We start from the raw sequence: 23,305 nt of genomic DNA, 5'->3' as shown, positions 1-23,305 counted from the left end.
ACGTGAATGCGTGGCTGCGGGGGCCTGATGTCCGGGGGGGCGCTGAGGTGGGGCACACCATGCTGCCGCTCCACTGCGTGGTAGGCCTGGCAGCGGTCCACCCAGTGGCAATCCACACAGATGCACATGCTGCACGGACCGGATCCAACAGACATTCTGGCCGAAGAGGCTGAGGCGGCGGCGCAGTTGCGTCAGAGGCTGGCCGTGGACCAGTGGCCGCTCTCCATCGACCACCTTCCGGCCGATGCCGCCCTGGTGGGTGGGGCTGTGCGGGATGGGCTTCTGGATCGCCTGGCGGATCGCCCCGATCTCGATCTGGTGGTCGCGGAGGATGCGATCGAGCTCTGCCGCCGCCTGGCCCGCCGCCACGGCGGCAGTTGCGTGGTGCTGGACGAGCAGCGCAGCATCGCCCGCCTGGTGCTGCGGGGCTGGACGGTGGACCTGGCTCGCCGCTGCGGCACCGATCTGGCCAGCGATCTGCGCCGCCGCGACTACACGATCAATGCCATCGCCCTGCCACTGGAAGCCGGCGCCTCTCTTCTGGATCCCACCGGAGGCCTGGCGGATCTGCGCCAGCGGCAGCTGGTGGCCGTGAGCGAGGCCAACCTGCTTGACGATCCGCTGCGTCTGCTGCGGGGGGTGCGGCTGGCGGCAGAACTGGAGTTTCGCCTGTCCGCCACCACCCGTCGCTGGCTGGCGGCCCACCATCACCGCCTGGCCAGCGTGGCCTGCGAACGGGTTCTGACGGAACTGGAGAAACTGGCGGCGGCACCAGCCGGCCACAGAGGCCTGATCACCGCGATGGAGCTGCAGCTGCTGCAACCCTGGCAAGCCGATGCAGCGGGCGCGGCCAGGCTCACGGGCCTGGATGAGGAAGGGGCGGTTGCCCGGGGTTTGAACCGGGAGGAACGGGGCTGGGCCTTACCCCTGGCGCGGCTGGCGGCCCTGCTGGATGGCGGGGCTGTGGCGCGGCTGCACGGCAGTCGCCGGTTACAGCAGCGCTGTGAGCGCCTGAATCGCTGGCGCGTCGCTTTGCAGGCCCGCAGCGCCGGGAAGGGCTGCGGCAGTCTGAAGACCTTGCAGGAACCCGAACGCCTGCGGCTGCACCAGGAGCTGGAGGAGGCACTTCCGGCGCTGCTGCTGCTCCTGCCTGAGGCCACGGCTCGCCAGGCCATGGAGCGCTGGCACGACCCGCACGACCCCCTGTTTCACCCCCGCCCGCCGATCGATGGGCGCCAGCTGCAGGAGCTGCTGGCGATCCCCGCTGGGCCACGGCTGGGGGAATTGCTGGCCTTCCTCACCCGCGAGAGGGCCTATCAGCGGTTGCCAGAAGCGTCACAACAGAGCACCAGCGGGTTGGATCCGCAATCTGCTGCGGCAGCCGAACCGATCGTGCAGCTGGCGCGGAAATGGTGGCAACAGGCCGAGGCAGGTGAGGAAGGCCGTAGGGCTGCGGACCGGCGACATGATTAACTTTGAAATGCAAAGGCGTGTACCAGAGGTTTCTCCTCGCCTGCTGAAGCTTTCCTCCTATCCCCTTCCCTCCTCCCATGAGCGTTCGTCTCTACATCGGCAATCTGCCGGAAGCTTTTGATGCAAAAGAGCTCGACGCTCTGCTCGCGAACGTTGGCAAGGGGATTCGTTTCAAGTCCGTCACCGACCGCGACACCGGCGCCAGCCGGGGCTTCGGCTTCGCCAACGTGGACGACCCGAAGCTGGCCGATGCCCTGATCGAGCAGCTCAACGGCAAGGAGTTCGGCGGCAGCACCCTCCGCATCGAGATCTCCGAGCGTCGTGACGCCCGCCCCACCGGTGCCGCCGGCAGTCGCGTCGGTGCAGCACCCACGGCCGCCCGCAAGGCAATCAACAAGGTGGTTCACGCCGACAGCGTCGATGCCGAAGCTCCCGATCCCCGCTGGGCCGGCGAGCTCTCGAAGCTGAAGGACCTGCTCGGCAAACAGACTGCTGCCGTCTGATCCAGCAACGATCGCAGGGCTGCTGCCTCCCGGCACTAGCCCTGCGGCACATGCGTCGCCACCATCGACGTGCCGCAGGATTCAGAGGCCAATCAGGAAAATCTAAATACCATCGTGCCAATCACCGGCTGCCCTCGGAAGCCTACTGACCACGCAAACCTTGCATGATCAGACGGCAGCTGTTTGTGGTTGTCGGCCTGAGTCCCGGACGTCTTCTTCTTTGCGTGCGAGGGTGGGTCAGGTTGTGAGATCGGACCTGCGCCTTCTCAACAACACCGACAGAATCAGGTGTATGGCGGCTGGGCTGGTCAATCCATGACAAGTGGGGCATCCAGCGTGAGCGACAGTCCCTTTCCCAAGACATGGGAGGCCCAGTGGAACTGGCGGGGCCAGCCAGTGAGTTATGTGATCTGCCGAGCAGGTGAGAAAAGACCGGCTCCAGGTGATTTCATCAGGAGAGAAGCCGGAGATCGGCCGGCGGCTGTACTGATCCACGGGTTCGGGGCTTGCAAGGAGCACTGGCGCCACAACCTTGCAGCTCTGGCCGTCCATCACGACGTCTACGCCATTGACCTGCTTGGATTCGGAGCCAGTGGCAAGCCTCGCTCCCGCCTTGTCGGGGAATCGGCTGAAGACGGCGATTGTGTCTATGGCCTTGAACTCTGGGCGGAACAGGTCTCCGCCTTCATCACGGAAGTCGTGCGTACTCCAACCACCCTGGTGGGCAACTCAATCGGTGGAGTGGTGGCTCTGCGCTGTGCCGCTCTGATGGAACAGGAAGGACGTCCCGCCCGACAGGTGCTGCTGGTGGACTGCGCTCAGCGAGCTCTTGATGACAAGCTCCTGGCGGATCAGCCGCCTCTGAGTCGTTATAGCCGTTCTCTGCTGAAAGCCCTTGTTCGGCAACGATGGCTCACCCAATGGCTGTTTCGGCAGCTCAGCCAAGCCCGCGTGATCCGAAAGGTGCTGAAGCGGGCCTATCCAAGCGGAGCCAATCTTGACGACCAGCTGGTATCGCTACTGCTGGGCCCCACCCAGAAGACCGGAGCTGACGAAGCCTTCCGAGGCTTCATCAACCTCTTCGACGATCACCTCGCGCCGGATCTGCTCGCAGCACTGACCACCCCCGTTCGCATGGTGTGGGGCGAAGCAGATCCCTGGGAACCGGTATCCGAAGCCAGACGCTGGCAACAGTTCGCCTGTGTGAAAGCACTCCATGTCCTCCGTGGCCTAGGCCATTGCCCCCACGATGAGGCTCCTGAACTAGTCAATCCGATCTTGCTCCGGGCCCTCTCGCAGGACGTCACAGGAACAGGCCTGTCCTGCTGATCCACGATCCGGCAAGGCCCTCACCACGGCTGCATCTCTTCCCGGGCACTGATCTTGTCTTCGCTGTGGAGAAGCTCACCAAGCAGGTGCGCTGCAGCTCTTAGATGGTGGGTCGGCATCGGACCTGGCCTGAGGTCAACCACGGCGAGGAGTACCGCGCTGAAACCACTGGCAAGACTCGAAGCCATCATGACGATGGCGAGACTTTCCCTACCGTGTTATCGAGCCTGGGCGATCACAAAGGAGAGCGGCAGATCCAGCAGCTTGCCCACCCGTGGAACATAGGCCCGCTTATTGAAGACATCGTAATCGTGGCGCTCAATCACATCGAGAATGCCGCGATAGAGGCGCAGCGAGGCCCACACCGGCCAGCGGGCATCGGGAGCCAGCCAGCGGACCCCTTCCTCGGAGCGGGCAAACCAGTCACGGGCCCGCTGCAGTTGAAAGCGCATCAGGGCTCGCCAGTTCTCGCTCAGGCGGCCAGCCATCAGGTCGGTCTCGGAATAGCCGAATTTGTTGAGATCTTCCTGGGGCAAATAGATGCGACCCCGGCCACGATCCTCGCCAACATCGCGGAGGATGTTGGTGAGCTGATTGGCAATCCCCAGGGCCACCGCTGCTTGGGAGGTGTCGGGCCGCTCGCTCCAGGGAGCCGTGGTGTAGGCCGGATCCAGGCCCATCACCTCCTGCGTCATCAGCCCAACGGTTCCAGCGACCCGGTAGCAGTAGAGCTTCAGATCAGAAAAGGTGGCATAGCGATGCTGAAACAGATCCATCCGCTGCCCCTCGATCATGTCGAGATAGGGCTGCAGCGGCTGGGGATAGCGCTCCAGCGTGTCGGCCATCACCCGATCCAGTCCGTCCTTCACCTGCCCTGCAAACAGGGCGCGGGTGCGCTCTTCCCAGCGATCGAGCCGTTCTGCCAGCTGGGCTACAGGCAGATCCTGCGCCTGGGGGCTGTCCATCAATTCATCGGTGCGGCGGCACCAGACGTAAATCGCCCAGATGGCCCGACGCTTAGCCGCGGGCATCAGCAGGGTGCCCAGATAAAAGGTCTTGGCCCACTGGGCTGTTTCCTGGCGGCACTGGTCATAGGCCTCCTCCAGGGATGGGAGGAGAGCAGTGGAGGTGGCAGGGGTGGCGGCCAGCACGCTCAGACCGCCGTCAGGGTGGACTGGGGGACGGGCTGGGCGGATGAGGCGGGACCGAATCTGCGATCCACCGCCTCGGCGCAGAGCTTGCCGCTGAGCACGGCACCCTCCATGGAGGCAAGATAGCGCTGCATCGTGTAATCGCCGGCCAGGAAAAAGTTGGTGATCGGTGACTCCTGGCTGGGACGCAGTTTCTGGCAACCGGGAACGGTCTTGTAGACAGAGAGGGGCGTCTTCACCACCTTCGATTTACGCAGCTGGGCCTGGTCCTCACCGCTGAAATGCTGCGGGAAGAGGCGTTTGAGTTCCTCGAGGGTGGCGGCAATGATGGCGTCGTCGCTGCGGCCGATCCAGTCTTTGGCTGGGGCGAACACGAGCTCCAGCATGGAACGGTCGGGGTCTTCGTATTCGCGACAGGTGTTGCTCATGTCGGCATAGACGCTGAGCAGTTCACTGCGGCTGAACAGCAGGTGGTCGATGTCTGTGAGCTTGCGATCGAACCAGAGATGGATATTGATCACTGGCACGCCGTTGAGCCCTTCCAGCTTGCTGAAATACGGCAGCTCCCTCCAGGACTCGGGCAGCAGCAGCTTCAGCGGATCCACCGGCAGGGCGCTCACATAGGCATCGGCCACCACCTGTTGGCCTTCCTTGCCCTTGATGCCAGCGAGACGGAAGCTGCTGACGCTGCCATCAGCGGCAAGCTCAATGGCCCGCAGAGGGCTGTTGAGATGCACCTCTCCGCCTCTGGCCGTGATGTAATCCACGATCGGCTGGCAGAGGCGCTGGGGCGGATTGCCATCGAGGAAGGCCATCTTGGAACCATCGCCCTCCTGGAGGAAACGGTTCAGGGCGGTGAGAACGACGGTGCTGGAAATCTCATCAGGATCAATAAAGTTGAGCGCCTTGCTCATGGCGATAAAAACTTCGTCGTTCACACGTTCTGGAATGTTGTGCAGTTGCAACCACTCAGTCCAGGAGTATTGGTCACAGGCTTCCACATAGTCTTGGCCGCGCAGCATGGCGGGGACCAGTCCGAGGCCGAAGGCGATTTTCTCAGGCCAGGTGAGCATGTCGTTGTTGCCCAGAATCGCCGCCACTCCGTTGAACGGGGCCGGCAGGTCTGGAAAGTCGAAGCGGCTGTAGGTGCCGGGTACGTCCTTCTGGTTGAAGATCATCGAGTGGCTTTTCCACTGCAGCCGATCCTCGATATCGAGTTCCGCGAACAGCTGCCGCATGTTGCGGTAAGCCCCGAAGAAGATGTGAAGGCCTGTTTCGTACCAATCCCCCTCTTCGTCCTGCCAGGCGGCCACCTTGCCGCCGAGCACATCGCGGGCTTCATAGACCACCGGCGTATGGCCGGCGTCACAGAGGTACTTGGCGCACGACAACCCGGCAAGGCCCGCTCCGGCGATGGCGACGCGCATGAACCGACTCGAAAGTACGGGCAACCATAAAGGGAGCCCCCAGAGGTCGCGACCCGGCAGCTTCTCCTCGGCCAAGCCGGGCCCAGCCCCTGGCGCTGCCCACCCCCCGCAGCGCCCTGTCTGGCCCGGTTCCCGGTAGCGTTGACCCACTCCGTTCGGCTCGCCTGAGCCCCAGCACCGCCAGCTGATGGTTGAGATCCTGCTGAAATGCACCACCCGCCACATCCGCCTGTTCACGGCCCGGGTGGAGGACGGTGATCTGGTGTCCGACTCCGGGCATCTGACGCTGGATGTGGACCCCGACAACGAGTTTCTCTGGGACGACGCCAGCCTCAGCCGGGTGCAGGACCAGTTCCGTGCCCTAGTGGAGCGTCATGCCGGTGACGACCTGACCGATTACACCCTGCGCCGCATCGGATCCGAGCTGGAAGGGTTGATCCAGCAGATGCTCCAGGCCGGCGCCATTCGCTACAACCCCCAGGCCCGCGTGCTCAATTACTCCATGGGACTGCCCCGCAGTCCCGAAGCCCTGTGACCCGCTCCCGCGGCCGGGCTGCCTCCGATGCTGGCTACAGCCGCTACGACGGCCGTCCCAGAGGGCGGAGTGACCGGGAGATGGCTTACGAAACCGGTCGCTATGACCGAGGCGACAGCCGTTATGAGCGGGATGCCGGTAGACGGACGACAACCGCTGGCTACGGGGGTGGCGGCGGAAATCCAGGCGGGCGTGGTCCCGGCGGTGGTGGGCCCGGAGGGACCCCTGCCATTTCCCTGAACGTGCGCACGATCGCCATCCTGGCGGGAGTGCTGGTGGTGGGGATCGGCATCGGCAGCGCTGTGACCAGCACCACCCAGGGCAACCAGGGGAACATCGCCAGCAGCCAGCAGCTCGACATGGCCGTACCCGACCCGGAATTCTGCAAGCAGTGGGGTGCCAGCGCCTTCGTGATGGACATCGAGCTCTACACCACGATGAACCCGAGCAGCAGCTTCGTGACCCAGCCCACGCTGCAGCCCGGATGCGTGATCCGGCGGGAGAACTGGGCCGTGCTTCAGAAGGAGGGTGCCGTGACCGCCGAGCAGATGCGCCAGTGCAAGCAGCGCATGAACACCTTCGCCTACATCGGCTCGGTGCGTGACAAGCCAGTCGTTCGCTGTGTCTACCAGACCGACATAACCGGCAACAAATTCCAGACCCGTGGGATTGCCGGTGCCGCAGACGATGCCGTGGGCGTGACCCCGGAAGCTGATCAGTTCTGAGCCGGCTGGGCCTGCGCCAGGGGCTGGCGCAGGGGGCTGTCGGGGCTGGCGAACACCGGCAACACTTCCTTGCGGAAGGCATCAGAGGCCCGGGAGCAATACCGGGCCGGGTGGCTGATCAGCTTCAGCTGGCGCCGCACCAGCAGATCGGCCACCTGGGGCCGATGCAGACTGCCGGCAGCGAGTTCCCTCTCGATCGAGACCACCGGCAGAAACGCGGCCCCCAGGCCGCTCTGCACGGCGTTCTTGATCGCCTCGAAGGAGTTGAGTTCCATCTCAATCTTGAGCCGGCCCACATCAAGGCCGGACCGGGCCAGCAGCTGGTCCACCATCTTGCGGGTGGTGGACTGGGCATCCAGGCAGACGAAACCGAGACGGTAGAGGTCGTCCTTGGTGAGCTCCGGCAAACGCGACAGCGGATGCTTCACCGGCAGCACCAGCGCCAGTTCATCGCTGGCGTAGGGAAGAACCTGCAGTAACTCGTTCAGTTCAGGCGGCAGCTCGCCACCAATGATCGCCAGATCCACCTGGCCGTTGGCCACACTCCAGCCTGTTCGGCGGGTGCTGTGCACCTGCAGCTGCACGGCCACGTCCGGATACTTCTGCCGGAACAGCCCGATCATGCGCGGCATCAGGTAGGTGCCGGTCGTCTGGCTGGCGCCGACGATCAGGGATCCACCCCGCAGGTTGTGGAGATCATCAAGAGCGCGACAGGCCTCCTGACACTGGCTGAGGATCCGGTCGCAGTAGCTCAGCAGCAGGTGGCCCGCTTCGGTGAGCTGAGCCTTGCGCCCGCCCCGATCGAACAGCGACACATCCAGCTGCTTCTCCAGATTCTGGATCTGAAGGCTCACGGCCGGTTGTGTCACATAGAGGCTGTCGGCGGCCTTCTTGAAACTGCCCTCGCTGGCGATGGCCCGCAGGATGCGCAGCTGATCGAGGGTGAAGGGCAGATCAGCCATGGACGCGGCGGGCGTTTGGAGACAAGGCGGGAGCGCAGTGAAAACGTTGGCGGGAGAAGGGAGGTGTGTGATTCAGCCTCGTAAGTCCAGACTCTAGGTGGGCCGGCGGATGCCCAGAATTGCTGGCTTCGCAGTCGCCCAGCCCTTGCCTTCCCTGCTTGCCCCAGCCAGCCCCCACCACAGCAGCGCGGTGATGCTGGCCCTGCTCGTGGTGTTCGCCGTGCTGCACAGCGGTGGAGCCTCCCTGCGGGTGTGGGGGGTGGAGCGGATCGGCGAACGGGCCTGGCGGCTGCTGTTCGCCGGCGTGAGCATCCCGGCGGCGGTGGTGGTGATCGGCTACTTCCTGGCCCACCGCTATGACGGCCTGCGGCTCTGGAATCTGCAGGAGCAGCCCTGGATCGTGCCGCTGGTGTGGGGCTGCACCGCCATCAGCTTCCTCTTCCTCTACCCGGCCACCTACAACCTGCTGGAGATCCCGGCGGTGCTGAAGCCTCAGGTACGGCTGTATGCCACCGGCATCATCCGGGTCAGCCGCCATCCCCAGGCGGTGGGGCAGGTGCTCTGGTGTGCCACCCACCTGCTCTGGATCGGCAGCAGCTTCATGGTGGTGACCTGCGCCGGCCTGATCGCCCACCACCTGTTCGCCATCTGGAATGGCGATCGGCGCCTGGCCCACCGCTTTGGCACCGCCTTCGAAGAGCTGCGGGACAGCACGTCAGTGCTGCCGTTCCGGGCGGTGCTGGATGGCCGTCAGCAGCTGATCTGGGCCGAATTCCTGCGCCCGGCCCAGCTGGGCATCGCCATCGCCATCGGCGTGTTCTGGTGGGCCCACCGCTTCATCGGCCTCGGCGCCGTCACCTTCTCGCGCACCGCCCTGGCCCATTGGCTGGGATGAGGCGGGGCGCCGGCGGGGCGGCGATGGTGGGCGCTCAGGCACATGAGCCGGTGGGAGCCAGGCGGGCTGCCTACACTCGCCAGCACCAGCCTGAGCAGGATGCCGTCAGCCGCTGAACTCGCCTGGTTGATTCCGGTGCTTCCCCTGTTGGGGGCCTGCGTCACCGGCCTCGGCCTGATCAGCTTCAACCGCACAGTGAATCGGTTGCGAAAACCGGTGGCCGTGCTGCTGATCAGCTGTGTCGGAGCCGCTGCTGTGCTCAGCTACGCCGTGCTGGCCCAGCAGCTCGCCGGAGCAGCACCCACCGAGGTGCTGTTCAACTGGGCCAGCGCCGGCACCTTCAATCTGCAGATGGGCTTCCGCGTCGATGCCCTCGGCGCGGTGATGCTGGCCCTGGTGACCACCATCGCCCTGCTGGTGATGGTCTATTCCGATGGCTACATGGCCCACGACAAGGGCTATGTGCGCTTCTTCACCTACCTGGCCCTGTTCAGCAGCTCAATGCTGGGCCTGGTGATCAGCCCGAACCTGCTGGAGATCTATGTCTTCTGGGAGCTGGTGGGCATGTGCTCCTACCTGCTGGTGGGCTTCTGGTACGACCGCGACGGCGCCGCCAATGCCGCCCAGAAGGCCTTCGTGGTGAACCGGGTCGGCGACTTCGGCCTGCTGCTCGGCATCCTCGGCCTGTTCTGGGCCACCGGCAGCTTCGGGTTCGAGGAGATCGGAGCACGGCTCAGCGAGGCCGTGGCCGGCGGCAGCCTCAGCACCGGTGTGGCCGTGATCCTCTGTCTGCTGGTGTTCATGGGGCCGATGGCCAAGTCGGCCCAGTTCCCCCTGCATGTGTGGCTGCCCGATGCCATGGAGGGCCCCACACCGATTTCGGCCCTGATCCATGCCGCCACCATGGTGGCCGCGGGCGTGTTTCTGGTGGCCCGGCTTCAGCCGGTGTACGAGCCCTTTGCCGCGGTGCAGGTCACGATCGCCGTGATCGGCACCATCACCCTCGTGCTGGGGGCTTCGATTGCCCTGACCCAGATGGACCTGAAGAAGGGTCTGGCCTACAGCACCGTCAGTCAGCTGGGCTACATGATGCTGGCGATGGGCTGCGGTGCTCCGGTCGCCGGCATGTTCCACCTGGTGACCCACGCCTTCTTCAAGGCGATGCTGTTCCTCGGCTCCGGCTCGGTGATCCATGCCATGGAAGAGGTGGTGGGCCACGAACCGGTGCTGGCCCAGGACATGCGCCTGATGGGCGGCCTGCGCAAATTCATGCCGATCACCAGCGCCACCTTCCTGATCGGCTGCGTGGCGATCAGCGGCATCCCTCCCTTGGCCGGCTTCTGGAGCAAGGACGAGATCCTCGGCCAGGCATTCGGCAGCTTCCCGCTGCTCTGGGTGGCAGGCTTCGTGACCGCCGGCATGACCGCCTTCTACATGTTCCGCCTTTACTTCCTCACCTTCGAAGGCGACTTCCGCGGAACCGACCAGGCGATCCAGGCCCAGCTGCTTGCCGCCGCCGGAAAGTCCAGTGGTGGCGATGACGACCACGGCCACCACGCCAGCCACCCCCACGAATCCGGCTGGCAGATGGCGATGCCGCTGGCGGTCCTCGCCATCCCCTCGGTGTTGATCGGCTTGCTCGGCACCCCCTGGAACAGTCGTTTTGCCGGCCTGCTCGATCCCCATGAAGCCGCTGAGATGGCCGAGCACTTCTCCTGGGCCGAGTTCCTGCCCCTGGCGGGCGCATCGGTGGCGATCTCGGTGGCAGGCATCTCCGTAGCGGTGCTGGCCTATGCGCTCCACAGGATCGATCTGGGCACGGCGGTGGCCGCACGCTTCCCCGCCCTCAATGCCTTCCTGGCCAACAAGTGGTACCTCGACGACATCAACGACAAGCTGTTCGTGCAGGGCAGCCGCAAACTGGCTCGCCAAGTGCTGGAGGTGGACGCCAAGGTGGTGGACGGTGTCGTGAACCTCACCGGCCTGCTCACCCTGGGCTCTGGGGAGGGTCTCAAATACTTCGAGACCGGTCGCGCCCAGTTCTATGCCCTGATCGTGTTCGGCGGTGTGATCGCCCTTGTGGTGCTGTTCGGATCCCTCGGTTGATCCTGACTGCGGTCTCACACTCTGTGTGACATCCCCCACCGCAGCTCTGGCGGGCGGTGGGCATTTCTACACTCCGGCCTGACTTGACCTGCCCAGGACCTTGGCCTTTCCCTGGCTGAGCGCGTCGATCCTCTTCCCGATCGCCGCCGCGCTGCTTATCCCGTTCGTTCCCGATGAGGGCGATGGCCGCAGGGTGCGCTGGTACGCCCTGGGCATCGCCCTGATCACCTTCCTGCTCACGGTGGGGGGCTACCTGAACGGCTACGACCCTTCCGTGGCTGGCCTGCAGCTGGTGGAACGGGTGGAGTGGCTGCCCGATCTCGGTCTGGCCTGGTCCGTGGGGGCCGATGGCCTGTCGATGCCCCTGATCCTGCTGACCAGCTTCATCACCGCCCTGGCGGTGCTGGCGGCCTGGCCGGTGACCTTCAAACCGCGTCTGTTCTTCTTCCTGCTGCTGGCCATGGATGGCGGCCAGATCGCCGTGTTCGCGGTGCAGGACATGCTGCTCTTCTTCCTGGCCTGGGAGCTCGAGCTGCTTCCGGTGTACCTGCTGCTGGCCATCTGGGGCGGCAAGAAGCGCCAGTACGCCGCCACCAAGTTCATCCTTTACACCGCCGGCAGCTCCCTGTTCATTCTCCTGGCGGGGCTGGCCATGGCCTTCTACGGCGGCGGGGCCCCCACCTTCGAGTACACGAGCCTGGCAGCGAAGGGATTCGGCACCGGCTTCCAGGTTCTCTGTTACGCCGGCCTGCTGATTGCCTTCGGCGTGAAGCTACCGATCGTGCCGCTGCACACCTGGCTGCCGGATGCCCATGGAGAGGCCACGGCACCGGTCCACATGCTGCTGGCCGGCATCCTCCTGAAGATGGGCGGCTACGCCCTGCTGCGCTTCAACTGCCAGCTCCTGCCCGATGCCCATGTGCGGTTCGCGCCATTGCTGGTGGTGCTGGGGGTGGTGAACATCATCTATGCCGCGCTCACGTCGTTCGCCCAGCGCAACCTCAAGCGCAAGATCGCCTACAGCTCGATCAGCCACATGGGCTTCGTGCTGATCGGCATCGGCAGTGTCAGTGCCCTGGGAACCAGCGGGGCCATGCTCCAGATGGTCAGCCATGGCCTGATCGGCGCCAGCCTCTTCTTCCTGGTGGGTGCCACCTATGACCGCACCCACACCCTCCAGCTCGACGACATGGGTGGGGTGGGCCAGAAGATGCGCAAGATGTTCGCCCTCTGGACCGTCTGCTCGCTGGCCTCCCTGGCCCTGCCCGGCATGAGCGGATTTGTGGCCGAACTGATGGTGTTCGTGGGCTTCGCCACCAGCGAGGTCTACTCGCTCAGCTTCCGCATCGTGATGGCGGTGCTCGCCGCCGTGGGCGTGATCCTCACGCCGATCTACCTGCTCTCGATGCTTCGGGAGATCTTCTTCGGCAAGGAGAACGCCGAGCTGGCCTCCCATAGCAATCTGGTGGATGCCGAGCCGCGGGAGATCTACGTGATCAGTTGCCTGTTGGTGCCGATCATCGGCATCGGCCTCTACCCGCGCCTGATGACCGACACCTACCGCGCCTCGATGGAGCAGCTTGTGGGACAGGAGGACAAGGCGATGGCGCACCTGCGGCAGGCCTCTGGTCTCCCCGGAGGCACTCCCCTGGCGCCTTTCCTGGCTGGCAGCGGAGTCCAAGCCCTGCTGCGCGCTCCTGCTGTGGGCTGACCCAGACCGATCTGCTCAGGCGTTCGTCCCCGCACGGCCTGCGTAAACAAAACCTGCGCTGGCCCAGTCCCTTCATCCGGCCTGCCCTGCTGTTCTTACGCTCCATCCGTTCATGGCCCAACCCTCTGTCTTGATCCGATGCGACAGCTGAACTTCCTGCTGATCTTCAGCTTCGGCCTGGCCACGGTGATGTTCACCCTCGAGAACACGGCCCCCACGACCGTGCACTTCCTGCCCGGCATCACCGCCACCCTGCCCCTGGCCGCCATGCTCCTCGTGGTCGGTGGGATCGGTGCCACCGCGGCCTGGGTGTTTGCGGTGTGGACAGGCGTGGTCAAGCAGGTGGAGCGCCTGCAGGAGCAGACCGAACGGGAAGCCCAGCAGGTGCGGATCCAGGAACTCGAAGATGACCTGCAGCGCTACCGCGCGGCGGTCGATGCCCAGCTCGGCCTGCTGCCTGCAGCCGGAGAGAGCTCCGCAGCAGCCGGCGAAACCTGAACTGAACCGGGAACAGACCCCTGGTGCAGCAGCTGCCCGACCGTTACGGTGCGGTGATTCTGCTTGGAGACCCGGGAGCGCGTGGCTGAAGCAGGCGCCAGGCTGGCCATCCGACTGCTCCAGGATGCAGCGATACGGGGAGAGCTCGACCCGTGGGATGTCGATGTGATTGCCGTGGTGGATGGATTCCTCGACCAGCTGCGCCAGCGCATCGGTGCCCCCCGTCTGGTGGTGGCCCGATCGGATGGGCGCCAGGGGGGGAGTTACGAACGTGATCTTGCCGAAACCAGCGAGGCATTCCTGGCGGCCTCCGTGCTGGTGAGCCTCAAGGCCGAAGTGCTGGAAGCCCTCACCTTCCCGCCCGAACCGATCGAAGAGCTGCTGGAAGCCCCCTGCGACGAGGGCGAAGATTCGGGATGGGGCACCATGATCGCCCTGCCACGGCGGCCTGAACGCCACCTGCGCCGCCGTCCCGTGGCGCCTCCCCCCTTGCAGAGGCCCGTGACCCTGGGCGAACTGATCCGCCAGCTGGAGGACATCGCCGAACGCCTCGAACAGGAGGGGGAAGGGCGCCAGCGCCAGCGTTCCCGTAGCCGCCGGTTCAGCGACCGAGCGGCAATCGAACAGGTGGCCAACCTTGCCCACCGCGAGAAGCTGCCGGAGACCACCACCGGACTGCAGCGGTTCCTCAGCCATTGGCAGGCGGCTGAGGATTGGCTGGATTTCGAGGTGCTGGTTAGCGCCTGGGCGCGGGCCGTTCAACAGGATCCGGCCGGAGAGGATCTCGACTGTGATCGGGTGGGCGTGTTCTGGGCCCTGCTCTTCCTCTCCGCCCAGGGATCGGTGGAACTGGAGCAGCAGGGCGGCCTGTTCGGCCCCCTGCACCTGCGTCGCCTCGAACAGGTGCCAGCTCCCCTGCCGACCAGGGAGATCCTGGCTGCCTGACGCCTTTGACTAAGGTACGGGCTCTGATGGATGGGGACAGGCGCCAATGAAGGCGATGATCCTGGCGGCAGGGAAGGGCACACGGGTAAGGCCGATCACCCACATTCTGCCGAAGCCGATGATTCCGATCCTGCAGAAGCCGGTGATGGAATTCCTGCTGGAGCTGCTGCGTCAGCATGGCTTCGACGAAATCATGGTGAACGTCTCCCATCTAGCTGAGGAGATCGAGAACTATTTTCGTGATGGCCAACGCTTCGGCGTGCAGATTGCCTACAGCTTCGAAGGGAAGATTGAAGATGGAGAACTGATCGGCGATGCCCTCGGCTCAGCCGGAGGCCTCAAGAAGATTCAGAATTTCCAACCCTTCTTCGACGACACCTTCGTGGTGCTCTGCGGCGATGCTCTGATTGATCTCGATCTCAGCGAGGCGGTGCGTCGCCACCGTGAGAAGGGCGCCATGGCAAGCCTCGTCACCAAACGCGTTCCGAAGGAGCAGGTGAGCAGCTACGGCGTGGTGGTGACGGACCCTGATGGGCGCGTGCTGTCCTTCCAGGAGAAGCCGAGCCTGGAAGAAGCAGCTAGCGACATGATCAATACCGGCATTTATATATTTGAGCCGGAGGTCTTCGACTTCATTCCCGATACAACTCCCTTTGATATCGGCTCCGATCTTTTCCCAAGACTGGTTCAGGCAGGCGCTCCATTTTATGCCCTGCCCATGGATTTTGAGTGGGTGGACATCGGCAAGGTACCTGATTACTGGCAGGCGATCCGTAGCGTCCTGGAAGGCGAGGTCAGGCAAGTGCAGATTCCAGGCAAGGAAGTGCGCCCAGGGATCTATGCGGGCCTGAACGTTGCTGCAAACTGGGACAAGATCAATGTGAAAGGACCGATCTATGTCGGTGGGATGAGCCGCATTGAGGATGGGGTCACGATCATTGGTCCGGCGATGATCGGTCCCAGCTGTCACATCTGTGCTGGCGCCACGATCGACAATTCCATCATCTTCGATTACTCACGCATCGGTGCTGGCGTGCGCCTGGTCGACAAGCTCGTGTTCGGTCGTTACTGCGTCGATCGCAACGGCGATCACTTCGATCTGCAGGAAGCCGCCCTCGACTGGCTGATCACCGATGTCAGGCGTCAGGACCACAGCTCCCCTTCACCCCAGCAGAAGGCCATGGCCGACCTTCTCGGCACCGACCTGACCCTGTCCCAGAGGCCCTAAACCCGCCTGGCGAATGATTGCCGGAATGCGTTCCTCCGCCTTCACGGCCATCAGGTGAACGCCCTGGGCGATCGTGCTGAAGGCCCGCACCTGTTCCGCCGCAATCGCAATGCCCTCGGCTGCTGGATCGGCGGCATCGGCCAGGCGCTCGATCAGGTGCTGGGGAATCCTGGCCCCTGGCACCACCCGATTCACGAAGGCGGCGTTCCGCGCCGACTTGAGCAGGAACACCCCCGCCAGCACAGGCAGACCCAGGGGGGCGGCCAGTTCGTCCACGAACCGCCGTAAGGCGTCCGTCTCCATCACCATCTGGGTCTGCACGAAGCGGGCCCCGGCTTCCTGCTTGCGCTGCAGCCGGCTGCGCAGGCCACTCCAACTGGGTGACTGGGGATCGGCGGCGGCGCCTGCGAACAGCTGGGTCGGACCATCGGGCAGGCTGCCCTTGACAGGATCTTCTCCACTGTTGAGGAGGCTGACCAGCTGCAGCAACCGCACCGATTCCAGTTCATTCACCGGCCTGGCTTCGGGCTGATCGCCGGCCCGCACCGGATCACCGGTGAGGCAGAGCACATTGCGGATTCCAAGGGCATGAGCACCGAGCAGATCCGCCTGCAGGGCGATGCGATTGCGATCGCGGCAGGCCACCTGCCAGACGGGCTCGATGCCGGCATCCAGCAGCAGACGGCACACCGCCAGGCTGCACATGCGCATCACCGCCCTGCTGCCATCGGTGACGTTGACGGCATGAACCAGTCCCCGCAGAGCTCGCGCCGCCTCCAGGGTGCGTGTGCAATCGCCTCCACGCGGTGGCGTCACCTCGGCAGTGACAGCAAAATGACCCTGGGTGAGTGCCTGGTGGAGCTGCTGCAAGCCTTCGGAGGATTTCAGGCTCCCATCATGCGGCAGCGACCTGCGTACAGTGAGGTCTGAGCCTGGCAAGTACCGGAGCGGTCGGATGGAGTGGAGTCACAGACTGGGCCCACCGATGGCCGGGCTTTCAGAGCGGGAACTTGAGATTATTGAGCTGGTGGCGCAAGGCCTGACCAACCAGGAAATCGCCGATCGCCTGATGATCAGCAAGCGCACCGTAGATAATCACGTCAGCAATATCTTCACCAAGACAGGTGTGAAGAACCGGGTGGCCCTGCTCAACTGGGCCATGGACAACGGCAAGATCTGCCGCGACGGCTTCAATTGCTGTTCGCTGGATGGGACCGGACCGGAAGCTCGCCCACCAGGGAAACAAGGCTGAAACTCTCCACCTCAAAGCCGAACAGCTCTGCGTACGCCAGGCAATCCTCCAGATCACCAGAGACCCGCAACACACCTTGGTGGTCGTAGAGGCCGGTCACCGGCAGTCCCCCCTGAAAATGCTGATTTTCTTTCGACTTGGACACTACGGCACCGCCGGCCCTTGCTTGGCCGTTTGCGCCGCCGTGACTGATTGGAAAAACGTATCAATCGCTGCCGTTACGGCGACGTCGGCCCGAACTGAGGCCTAATCCAACGGCCCCAGCAGGGCGCCAAGCTCCGCAGTGGACCAGGAGTTCAGGGGATGGCGGGCCAGGGCTGCGTTGCTGAGGTCGTGGCGGCCTGTGATCTCGGGTCCGCACCAAGGCGGCACCACCACCTCGGTGCCGGCATCGGGCAGCTCAACTTCCGCCACCACCAGCGGAGCATTGGCCCCCTCAAACACATCCAGCACCCAGTCGCCTCCGGGCAGATCCAGGCCATAGCGGTGCTTGAGCACCTGGTTTGGCGCCTGGGCCAGCAGAGCCTCGCCATCCGCCCACGGGATCGCGTATTCGAATTCCTGGCGGATCAAGGGAACGCCGGTGGCAGCGTTGTCCGCTGGAACCTGCACGGCCTCCGATAACGGTGCCTCGGATGACACCGCTCCAGATGGCACCGCCGCCTTGAGGGTGAGCCAGGCGCGGTCCCCATCGGCGAGGCGCACCCGCAGGGTGAGGCCATCCTCCCGGCTCACCAGATACCCCTGGGCCAATTGCTCACTCCAGCGCACCCGCGTCCGCCATTGATCCCCACGCACAAGAAAGCGACGCTCGATTTCCAGGGCCATGGCTGCAGGGCGACGCCATGGCGCCGGATCTCTGCCGTCATTCTGGGCCGGCCTCAGTTGGGCCCGGCTTCGGCTCCATCGAGGCTGCCGGCCCAGTGGAGTTTGCGGGTGAGGGTGCGGTAGTAGGAGGGGCTCTGCTCAAGGATCACGAACAGGGCCGGGTGCGGACTGCGCTGCACGATGCAGCGATCGCCCGGCTCCAGTTCGGTGGCGTGGGCGCCGTCTTTCCAGAGCTTGACGCGGCGGCTGCTCTCCCCCAGGGGCCAGACGATCAGTCGCGCCCGCGGCGGCACGACCACCGCCCGGCTGGAAAGACTCATGGGGCAGATCGGCGTGATCACGATCGCCTCGATGCCCGGATGGAGGATTGGTCCACCCGCCGCCATGGCGTATCCCGTGGAACCGGTGGGGGTGGCGATGATCAGGCCATCGCCGCGGTACTGGTCCACCACCTCGCCGTCGATTTCCAGTTCGAGCACACAGGTGGGCGACAGCTCATCGAGGCAGGGTCGCAGGTAGAAATCGTTCAGGGCGCAGTGGGCTCCATCGCTGTCATCGCCCAGCAGCACCCCATCGCCGCGATCGACCTGGGCCTCCAGCATCAGGCGGCGCTCCAGGGCGAAACGGTCGTCGTGCAGGCGCTGCCACAGGCTGTCCGCCGGATCGGACGGCTGGGCGCCACTGGCACTGAGCCGCATCAGCCGGGGATCATGGGTGAGGAAGCCCAGGTGCCCGCCCACGTTGAAGCTGAGGATCGGCACGTTGTGGCGGGCCAGATGGCGGGCAGCCCCGAGCACGGTGCCATCGCCGCCCAGCACCAGGGCCAGATCCGGCAGGCGTGGCTCCGTCGCCAGCAGGCCCGGGAAGGGATTGGAGGTGAGGCCGCTCACCGCGACGATCACGTCGACTCCGAGTGTCTTGAGATCGGCGACGCAGCGGCGAGCCTGCCGCTGGGAAGCCTGGCTGCCGGAGCGCACGATCAGCCAGACCCGTTCAATCAGCATGGCCGGGAGACCGACCTACCAGCGCAGCAGGTTGAAACGCTCCATATCCACGGTTTCGCGGTTGCGATAGAGGGACAGGAGGATGGCAAGACCCACGGCAGCTTCGGCGGCCGCCACGGTGATCACGAAAATGGTGAACACCTGGCCGCGGATCAACTGGCCATCAAGGTAGGTCGAAAAGGCCATCAGATTGATGTTCACCGCGTTGAGCATCAGTTCAATGCTCATCAGCACGCGCACGGCGTTGCGGCTGTTGATCAGCCCCCACACCCCGGTGCAGAACAGGATGGCGGCCAGCACCAGATAGGCCTGCAGGGGGATGGGGCTGGGCAGATCAAGGCTCATGGAGTGTTCTCCAGCATGGGACGCTTCTGGGCATTGGTGTCCAGCAGCAGGGGAGTGCGGGACTTTTCGATCAGGCCCTGATCGGCGGGCTCGCCTGTGATCACATCACTGCTGAACACGTCGCGGCGGGCCAGCACAATCGCTCCGATCATCGCCATCAAGAGCAGCACTGAGGCCAGCTCAAAGGGCAGCAGATAATCGCTGAACAGGTGCTCACCGATGCGGATGGTGGCCTCATCGCCGATCGGTTCGGGGCCTGGCAGGGCCCAGTCGGTGGTGAAGGCCACCCGAACCAGCAGCAGGAACAGTCCAGCGCAGACCGCCCCGGAGAGGATGCGACGCAGCAGCAGGCCGGGAATGGCGGCGAGGGTCTCCTGCTTGTTCACGAGCATGATCGCGAACAGGATCAGCACGTTCACGGCACCCACGTAGACCAGCACCTGGGCGGCGGCCACGAAGCTGGCATTGAGCAGGAGATACAGCCCAGCCACCGACAGGAAAACGCCGCCGAGCAGGAAGGCCGAATAGACAATGTTGGGCAGCAGCACCACGCCGAGCGAGCCGAACACCAGGGTGGCCGACAGCACCAGGAAGCAGATCTGCTGGGTGGTGGAAGCGATCGTCATCAGGAAGCGGCTCCGGGATCGGCCTGGGTCTCGCCGGCAGGGGCGGCCTTGGGCAGGGTCTGCAGCACCTGCTCGGGAAGTTTGCCTGCCCGCGGGGCCGTGGCGGGCACATCGTGGGGATCCATCACCCCCTGGGGCAGGTAAGCCAGTTCGCGCAGGGCGAACACGGCCGGATCACTGGTAACACTGGTGGGCAGCCGGCCGAGGGCAATGTTGTCGTAGTTGAGACTGTGGCGATCGAAGGTCGACAGCTCGTACTCCTCGGTCATCGAAAGGCAATTGGTGGGGCAGTATTCGACGCAGTTGCCGCAGAAGATGCACACCCCGAAATCGATTGAATAGTTGCGCAGCTCCTTTTTCTTGGTGGCTTTGTTCATGACCCAGTCGACCACCGGCAGGTTGATTGGGCAGACGCGCACACACACCTCACAGGCGATGCACTTGTCGAACTCGTAGTGGATACGACCCCGATAGCGCTCCGATGGGATCAGCTTCTCGTAGGGGTACTGAACCGTGATCGGGCGCCGGCGCAGGTGGTCAAAGGTGACCGCCAGGCCCTGGGTCATGTACTGGGCGGCGCCCACTGCATCACGCGTGTAGTCACTGACCTTCTTGAGGAAGCCGAACATGAACCGGAGAGCGAGGGAGCTGGAAAGGGAAGCAGGCTGAGCACCATGATGGCCGCCTCAGCAAAAAACCGTCGACCAGGTCGTACCCGGCAGGTTCAGCCGCCGAAGGCCACCGGGAAGGCGAGTTTCAGGGCGGCGGTCACGAGCAGATTCACCAGGGCGATCGGCAGCAGGAACTTCCAGCCGAGATCCAGCAACTGGTCGATCCGCACCCGTGGGGTGGTCCAGCGCAGCAGGATCGCCAGGAACACCAGCAGATAGGCCTTGAGCACGGTCATCACGATGCCGGTGGCGCCTGTGATCATCTGCACCACAGGGGCATCGACCGACTGGCCGAGGGCGCCGGCCAACCACTCGACCGGGACCGGAAAGCCCCATCCACCCAGATAGAGCACCGAGACGAGCAGGGCCGAAAGCACGAGGTTGATGTAGCTGCCCAGATAGAAGAGGGCGAACTTCATGCCGGAGTATTCGGTCTGGTAGCCGGCCACCAGTTCCTCTTCGGCCTCCGGCAGGTCAAAGGGCAAGCGCTCGCATTCAGCCAGGGCACAGATCCAGAAAATCAGGAAACCCACCGGCTGGCGCCAGATGTTCCAGCTGAGGATGCCGGCGCCGGTCTGCTGATCGACGATGTCGACGGTGCTGAGCGAGTTGCTCATCATCACCACTGCCAGCACCGCCAGGGCCAGGGGGATTTCGTAGCTGATCGACTGGGCCGCCGCTCGCAGACCGCCCAGCAGGGAGTACTTGTTGTTGCTGGCGTAGCCACTCATCAGCAGGCCGATCGGCTGGATGCTGCTGAGGGAGATCCACAGGAAGATGCCGATCCCGACGTTGCTGATCACCAGGTGCTGGCCGAAGGGGACCACCAGCCAGCTGAGGATCACGGGAATCACCACCAGCACAGGCCCGATGGTGAAGAGCAGGCCATCGGCCCGGGCTGGAATGATGTCCTCCTTGAACACCAGCTTGAGGCCGTCGGCAATCGGCTGCAGCACCCCGAGGGCGCCGGCATATTCCGGACCGATGCGCTGCTGCACGGCGGCGGAGATCTTGCGTTCCAGCCAGACGCTCACCAGCACGCCCACCACGGCGGCCACCAGCACCAGCAGCATCGGCAGGGGAAGCCAGAGCAGACGGGCCGCACCGGCACTGAGGCCGAGGCCCTGCATCACGTCGGTGAAGCTGGCCTCCAGATCGAGGCCGGGACTGACGGTCGCCGCGGTGGCGACCGCTGCGAAGGAGGAGATGGTGGAGGTCACCATGCGGAGGGCGGCAAGGGGCGCGGCGGCAGTGGGGGCAACTTAGGCGGACGATCAGGGAGACGGTGCGATCGCTGCGAAAGCGCGATCAGCGGGCCTCCAGGGGTACCCAGCTGAGATCGCTGGTGCCGGTGTAGATCTGCGTGGGTCGGTAGATGCGATTCGCACCCAGCTGCTCTTTCCAGTGGGCCAGCCAGCCGGCGGTGCGGGCGATCGCGAAGATCGGGGTGAACAGATCGCGGGGGATGCCGAGCTTTCGATACACCAGGCCGGAATAGAAGTCCACATTCGGATAGATGCCCTTCGGACCCAGCCGCACGGCGGCAGCATCCTCCAGCTGGCGGGCCAGGTCGTAGAGGGGGTCGTGGCCGAAGCGATCGAACAGATCCTCGGCCAGGCGCTGCAGGATCACCGCACGGGGATCCTTCACCTTGTACTCACGGTGGCCGAAGCCCATGATCTTCTGCTTCTCGGCAATCGCCTGATCCAGCCAGGCCTCCACCCGGTCGGCGCTGCCGATCGTTTCGAGCATGGCCAGCACGTCTTCGTTGGCGCCGCCATGCAGGGGGCCGGCGAGGGTGCCAACGGCCGAGGCCACCACGGCGTAGGGATCGGTGAGGGTGCTGGCGGTGACGCGGGCACTGAAGGTGCTGGCGTTGAGGCTGTGCTCGGCGTGCAGGATCAGACAGGCATCGAAGATGCGGGCCGCCAGGGGATCGGGCTCCCGCTCAGTGATCATGTAGAGGAAGTTGGCGGCGTAGGAGAGATCGTCGCGGGGCTGGATCGGATCCTGGCCTTTGCGGATCAGCTGGAACGCAGCCACCATCGTGGGGATCTTGGCAATCAGCCGGACCACCGCCTCAAAGATGTATTCGGGGTTGTCGAGGGCACGGCGGGAATAGAACAGCCCCAGTGAGGCCGCGCTCGACTGCAGCGCGTCCATGGGGTGCCCCGTGGCCGGGAAGCACTTCATCATGTCCCGGATGCGGAAGCTCACCCGGCGGTGCATCTGCACCTCATGCTGGAACGAGGCGAGCTGGGAGGCCGTGGGCAGGTCTCCCCAGATGAGCAGATAAGCCGTTTCGAGGAAGCTGCTGCGGTCCGCCAGCTCATCCACGTCGTAGCCGCGGTAGGTGAGCAGGCCCTGCTGTCCGTCGATGTCGCAGATCGCCGACTGGGTGGCCGGTACGCCCTCCAGACCCGGACGGAAGGGAGGAGAAGAGGAAGACGGATCCACCGTGCCAGGCATTCCACTGCTGCAGACCCTACGGCCAGGGGCTGGGGTGCGCCGTAGTGCATCCCACCAGGCGCAACCTCAGGATGCCAGCAGGGAGCGTGGCGAGAGCAGCAATCGCAGGGCGCTGTGGCCCCAGGGCAGCCCCCGGGACGGCAGGGCCAGCAGGATCACGCCGGCCTTGCGCAGCTCCAGCGCTTCGAGGGGCGCACCAATCAGCCTGGCTGCCAGGGCGCTGAGGTCGGGTTCATGGCCCACCAGGCCCAGACGGCTCCAGGCGGGCAGTTCGCCATCGCCAGCCAGGCAGCGCTCCAGCAGGGGTGCGGCATCGGCCTCCGGGGCCAGTTCGGGGGCCTCGAGTGGGAGCGGTGCCAGGCCTAGATCGGCGGCGATGGCGGCGGTCTGGCGGGCGCGCAGCAGCGGACTGGTGAACCACAGCTCGCAGCCCAGGTTCAGGGCGCAGAGGCACTCCACCACGGCGCGGGTGCGGCGATCGCCCCGTGGGGTGAGGCCGCGTCCCGCGTCGGGCCGGTCCGGTGAACGCTCCTCGGCGATGCCATGGCGAAGCAGCAGCAGTTCCCGCCCCTCGCTCATCCGGCCAGCTCCAGGCGGGCGCGCAGGCGCAGGGCTTCGCCGT

The 23,305-nt window shown here is 64.8% G+C and carries 25 protein-coding genes; 12 read left to right on the top strand and 13 right to left on the bottom strand.

What is annotated here, in order from left to right; genetic code table 11:
* Positions 1–128: Ycf34 family protein (locus VB716_RS16590; protein WP_323271057.1), on the bottom strand; the 128-nt coding region annotated here is incomplete at its 3' end.
* Between VB716_RS16590 and VB716_RS16585 the strand changes: the two genes are divergently transcribed.
* From VB716_RS16585 to VB716_RS16575, 3 genes are all read left to right on the top strand, one after another.
* Positions 127–1,473 carry a CCA tRNA nucleotidyltransferase gene (locus VB716_RS16585; RefSeq protein WP_323271056.1) on the top strand — a complete coding sequence of 449 codons (1,347 nt, stop codon included), beginning with the start codon at positions 127–129 and terminating at the stop codon, positions 1,471–1,473. The genes VB716_RS16590 and VB716_RS16585 overlap by 2 nt on opposite strands.
* A 77-nt stretch (positions 1,474–1,550) precedes the next feature.
* A complete protein-coding gene (locus VB716_RS16580; protein ID WP_197158586.1) occupies positions 1,551–1,976 on the top strand; it encodes an RNA recognition motif domain-containing protein in 426 nt (141 codons plus the stop codon).
* Between the two features lie 336 nt (positions 1,977–2,312).
* Positions 2,313–3,305: an alpha/beta fold hydrolase gene (locus tag VB716_RS16575; RefSeq protein ID WP_322758248.1), complete on the top strand. Its 993-nt coding sequence runs from the start codon at positions 2,313–2,315 to the stop codon at positions 3,303–3,305.
* A gap of 218 nt (positions 3,306–3,523) precedes the next feature.
* On the opposite strand, the gene VB716_RS16570 is transcribed toward VB716_RS16575, so the two are convergent.
* Both VB716_RS16570 and pds read right to left on the bottom strand, forming a co-directional pair.
* Positions 3,524–4,456, bottom strand: a complete 933-nt coding sequence (locus VB716_RS16570; RefSeq protein WP_370594787.1) for a phytoene synthase — start codon at positions 4,454–4,456, stop codon at positions 3,524–3,526.
* A 2-nt stretch (positions 4,457–4,458) separates the two neighbouring features.
* Positions 4,459–5,883 (bottom strand): 15-cis-phytoene desaturase, encoded by a 1,425-nt coding sequence (pds, locus tag VB716_RS16565; RefSeq protein ID WP_197158584.1) that lies wholly within the window; start codon positions 5,881–5,883, stop codon positions 4,459–4,461.
* A gap of 187 nt (positions 5,884–6,070) precedes the next feature.
* Here pds and ndhM point away from each other — a divergent pair, with 187 nt between their 5' ends.
* Together ndhM and VB716_RS16555 are read left to right on the top strand one after the other, a co-directional pair.
* Positions 6,071–6,418 (top strand): NAD(P)H-quinone oxidoreductase subunit M, encoded by a 348-nt coding sequence (ndhM, locus tag VB716_RS16560; protein WP_197170823.1) that lies wholly within the window; start codon positions 6,071–6,073, stop codon positions 6,416–6,418.
* Positions 6,415–7,143, top strand: a complete 729-nt coding sequence (locus VB716_RS16555; protein WP_416223862.1) for a DUF3172 domain-containing protein — start codon at positions 6,415–6,417, stop codon at positions 7,141–7,143. The genes ndhM and VB716_RS16555 overlap by 4 nt, the downstream gene beginning before the upstream one ends.
* On the opposite strand, the gene VB716_RS16550 is transcribed toward VB716_RS16555, so the two are convergent.
* A complete protein-coding gene (locus VB716_RS16550; RefSeq protein WP_197158582.1) occupies positions 7,134–8,105 on the bottom strand; it encodes a LysR family transcriptional regulator in 972 nt (323 codons plus the stop codon). The two genes, VB716_RS16555 and VB716_RS16550, sit on opposite strands and share 10 nt — an antisense overlap.
* A gap of 193 nt (positions 8,106–8,298) precedes the next feature.
* Here VB716_RS16550 and VB716_RS16545 point away from each other — a divergent pair, with 193 nt between their 5' ends.
* The 6 genes from VB716_RS16545 to VB716_RS16520 all read left to right on the top strand — a co-directional run bounded on the left by VB716_RS16545 (position 8,299) and on the right by VB716_RS16520 (position 15,488).
* Positions 8,299–9,000 (top strand): NnrU family protein, encoded by a 702-nt coding sequence (locus VB716_RS16545; protein WP_322758781.1) that lies wholly within the window; start codon positions 8,299–8,301, stop codon positions 8,998–9,000.
* A gap of 99 nt (positions 9,001–9,099) precedes the next feature.
* Positions 9,100–11,106, top strand: coding sequence for an NAD(P)H-quinone oxidoreductase subunit 5 (locus VB716_RS16540; RefSeq protein WP_322758247.1), 2,007 nt, complete (start codon positions 9,100–9,102; stop codon positions 11,104–11,106).
* Between the two features lie 100 nt (positions 11,107–11,206).
* On the top strand, positions 11,207–12,817 hold the full coding sequence (locus tag VB716_RS16535) for an NAD(P)H-quinone oxidoreductase subunit 4 (RefSeq protein WP_323271055.1): 1,611 nt from the start codon (positions 11,207–11,209) through the stop codon (positions 12,815–12,817).
* A gap of 138 nt (positions 12,818–12,955) precedes the next feature.
* Positions 12,956–13,315: a LapA family protein gene (locus VB716_RS16530; RefSeq protein WP_197158578.1), complete on the top strand. Its 360-nt coding sequence runs from the start codon at positions 12,956–12,958 to the stop codon at positions 13,313–13,315.
* Between the two features lie 81 nt (positions 13,316–13,396).
* Positions 13,397–14,260, top strand: a complete 864-nt coding sequence (locus VB716_RS16525; RefSeq protein ID WP_197158577.1) for a segregation/condensation protein A — start codon at positions 13,397–13,399, stop codon at positions 14,258–14,260.
* 46 nt (positions 14,261–14,306) lie between these two features.
* On the top strand, positions 14,307–15,488 hold the full coding sequence (locus VB716_RS16520; RefSeq protein ID WP_197158576.1) for a nucleotidyltransferase family protein: 1,182 nt from the start codon (positions 14,307–14,309) through the stop codon (positions 15,486–15,488).
* Here VB716_RS16520 and VB716_RS16515 read toward each other — a convergent pair.
* Positions 15,423–16,358, bottom strand: coding sequence for a methylenetetrahydrofolate reductase (locus VB716_RS16515; RefSeq protein WP_323271054.1), 936 nt, complete (start codon positions 16,356–16,358; stop codon positions 15,423–15,425). The genes VB716_RS16520 and VB716_RS16515 overlap by 66 nt on opposite strands.
* A 115-nt stretch (positions 16,359–16,473) precedes the next feature.
* On the opposite strand from VB716_RS16515, the gene VB716_RS16510 reads away from it, so the two are divergent.
* Positions 16,474–16,740, top strand: a complete 267-nt coding sequence (locus VB716_RS16510; RefSeq protein ID WP_231598049.1) for a helix-turn-helix domain-containing protein — start codon at positions 16,474–16,476, stop codon at positions 16,738–16,740.
* A 246-nt stretch (positions 16,741–16,986) separates the two neighbouring features.
* On the opposite strand, the gene VB716_RS16505 is transcribed toward VB716_RS16510, so the two are convergent.
* The 8 genes from VB716_RS16505 to VB716_RS16470 form a co-directional block, all read right to left on the bottom strand.
* Entirely contained in the window at positions 16,987–17,568 is a 582-nt protein-coding gene (locus tag VB716_RS16505) for a CYTH domain-containing protein (protein WP_323271053.1), read from the bottom strand.
* 53 nt (positions 17,569–17,621) lie between these two features.
* Positions 17,622–18,572 carry an NAD(+) kinase gene (locus VB716_RS16500; RefSeq protein WP_197170830.1) on the bottom strand — a complete coding sequence of 317 codons (951 nt, stop codon included), beginning with the start codon at positions 18,570–18,572 and terminating at the stop codon, positions 17,622–17,624.
* A gap of 15 nt (positions 18,573–18,587) precedes the next feature.
* Positions 18,588–18,917, bottom strand: coding sequence for an NADH-quinone oxidoreductase subunit NuoK (gene nuoK / locus VB716_RS16495; protein ID WP_197158571.1), 330 nt, complete (start codon positions 18,915–18,917; stop codon positions 18,588–18,590).
* Positions 18,914–19,543, bottom strand: coding sequence for an NADH-quinone oxidoreductase subunit J (locus tag VB716_RS16490; RefSeq protein ID WP_197170832.1), 630 nt, complete (start codon positions 19,541–19,543; stop codon positions 18,914–18,916). The genes nuoK and VB716_RS16490 overlap by 4 nt, the downstream gene beginning before the upstream one ends.
* Positions 19,543–20,172, bottom strand: coding sequence for an NAD(P)H-quinone oxidoreductase subunit I (ndhI, locus tag VB716_RS16485; protein WP_197158569.1), 630 nt, complete (start codon positions 20,170–20,172; stop codon positions 19,543–19,545). The genes VB716_RS16490 and ndhI overlap by 1 nt, the downstream gene beginning before the upstream one ends.
* 95 nt (positions 20,173–20,267) lie before the next feature.
* A complete protein-coding gene (nuoH, locus tag VB716_RS16480; protein WP_197158568.1) occupies positions 20,268–21,437 on the bottom strand; it encodes an NADH-quinone oxidoreductase subunit NuoH in 1,170 nt (389 codons plus the stop codon).
* 85 nt (positions 21,438–21,522) lie between these two features.
* On the bottom strand, positions 21,523–22,683 hold the full coding sequence (locus VB716_RS16475) for a citrate synthase (protein WP_197158567.1): 1,161 nt from the start codon (positions 22,681–22,683) through the stop codon (positions 21,523–21,525).
* Positions 22,684–22,749: 66 nt separating this feature from the next.
* Positions 22,750–23,262: a SixA phosphatase family protein gene (locus VB716_RS16470; protein ID WP_322758245.1), complete on the bottom strand. Its 513-nt coding sequence runs from the start codon at positions 23,260–23,262 to the stop codon at positions 22,750–22,752.
* Between the last annotated feature and the right edge of the window lie 43 nt (positions 23,263–23,305).

The organism is Synechococcus sp. CCY9201 (assembly GCF_034931105.1).
GTDB lineage: Bacteria > Cyanobacteriota > Cyanobacteriia > PCC-6307 > Cyanobiaceae > CBW1002.
This window is presented reverse-complemented; position numbering and strand designations above follow the sequence as displayed.

What these genes read in the sequence shown, in the direction of transcription:
- VB716_RS16585 (WP_323271056.1), top strand. Translation starts at nt 127, where the DNA reads ATGCTGCACGGACCGGATCCAACAGACATTCTGGCCGAAGAGGCTGAG.
- VB716_RS16580 (WP_197158586.1), top strand. Translation starts at nt 1,551, where the DNA reads ATGAGCGTTCGTCTCTACATCGGCAATCTGCCGGAAGCTTTTGATGCA.
- pds (WP_197158584.1), bottom strand. Translation starts at nt 5,883, where the DNA reads ATGCGCGTCGCCATCGCCGGAGCGGGCCTTGCCGGGTTGTCGTGCGCC.
- ndhM (WP_197170823.1), top strand. Translation starts at nt 6,071, where the DNA reads ATGGTTGAGATCCTGCTGAAATGCACCACCCGCCACATCCGCCTGTTC.
- VB716_RS16550 (WP_197158582.1), bottom strand. Translation starts at nt 8,105, where the DNA reads ATGGCTGATCTGCCCTTCACCCTCGATCAGCTGCGCATCCTGCGGGCC.
- VB716_RS16545 (WP_322758781.1), top strand. Translation starts at nt 8,299, where the DNA reads ATGCTGGCCCTGCTCGTGGTGTTCGCCGTGCTGCACAGCGGTGGAGCC.
- VB716_RS16540 (WP_322758247.1), top strand. Translation starts at nt 9,100, where the DNA reads ATGCCGTCAGCCGCTGAACTCGCCTGGTTGATTCCGGTGCTTCCCCTG.
- VB716_RS16530 (WP_197158578.1), top strand. Translation starts at nt 12,956, where the DNA reads ATGCGACAGCTGAACTTCCTGCTGATCTTCAGCTTCGGCCTGGCCACG.
- VB716_RS16520 (WP_197158576.1), top strand. Translation starts at nt 14,307, where the DNA reads ATGAAGGCGATGATCCTGGCGGCAGGGAAGGGCACACGGGTAAGGCCG.
- VB716_RS16510 (WP_231598049.1), top strand. Translation starts at nt 16,474, where the DNA reads ATGGCCGGGCTTTCAGAGCGGGAACTTGAGATTATTGAGCTGGTGGCG.
- VB716_RS16505 (WP_323271053.1), bottom strand. Translation starts at nt 17,568, where the DNA reads ATGGCCCTGGAAATCGAGCGTCGCTTTCTTGTGCGTGGGGATCAATGG.
- VB716_RS16500 (WP_197170830.1), bottom strand. Translation starts at nt 18,572, where the DNA reads ATGCTGATTGAACGGGTCTGGCTGATCGTGCGCTCCGGCAGCCAGGCT.
- nuoK (WP_197158571.1), bottom strand. Translation starts at nt 18,917, where the DNA reads ATGAGCCTTGATCTGCCCAGCCCCATCCCCCTGCAGGCCTATCTGGTG.
- VB716_RS16490 (WP_197170832.1), bottom strand. Translation starts at nt 19,543, where the DNA reads ATGACGATCGCTTCCACCACCCAGCAGATCTGCTTCCTGGTGCTGTCG.
- ndhI (WP_197158569.1), bottom strand. Translation starts at nt 20,172, where the DNA reads ATGTTCGGCTTCCTCAAGAAGGTCAGTGACTACACGCGTGATGCAGTG.
- nuoH (WP_197158568.1), bottom strand. Translation starts at nt 21,437, where the DNA reads ATGGTGACCTCCACCATCTCCTCCTTCGCAGCGGTCGCCACCGCGGCG.
- VB716_RS16475 (WP_197158567.1), bottom strand. Translation starts at nt 22,683, where the DNA reads ATGCCTGGCACGGTGGATCCGTCTTCCTCTTCTCCTCCCTTCCGTCCG.
- VB716_RS16470 (WP_322758245.1), bottom strand. Translation starts at nt 23,262, where the DNA reads ATGAGCGAGGGGCGGGAACTGCTGCTGCTTCGCCATGGCATCGCCGAG.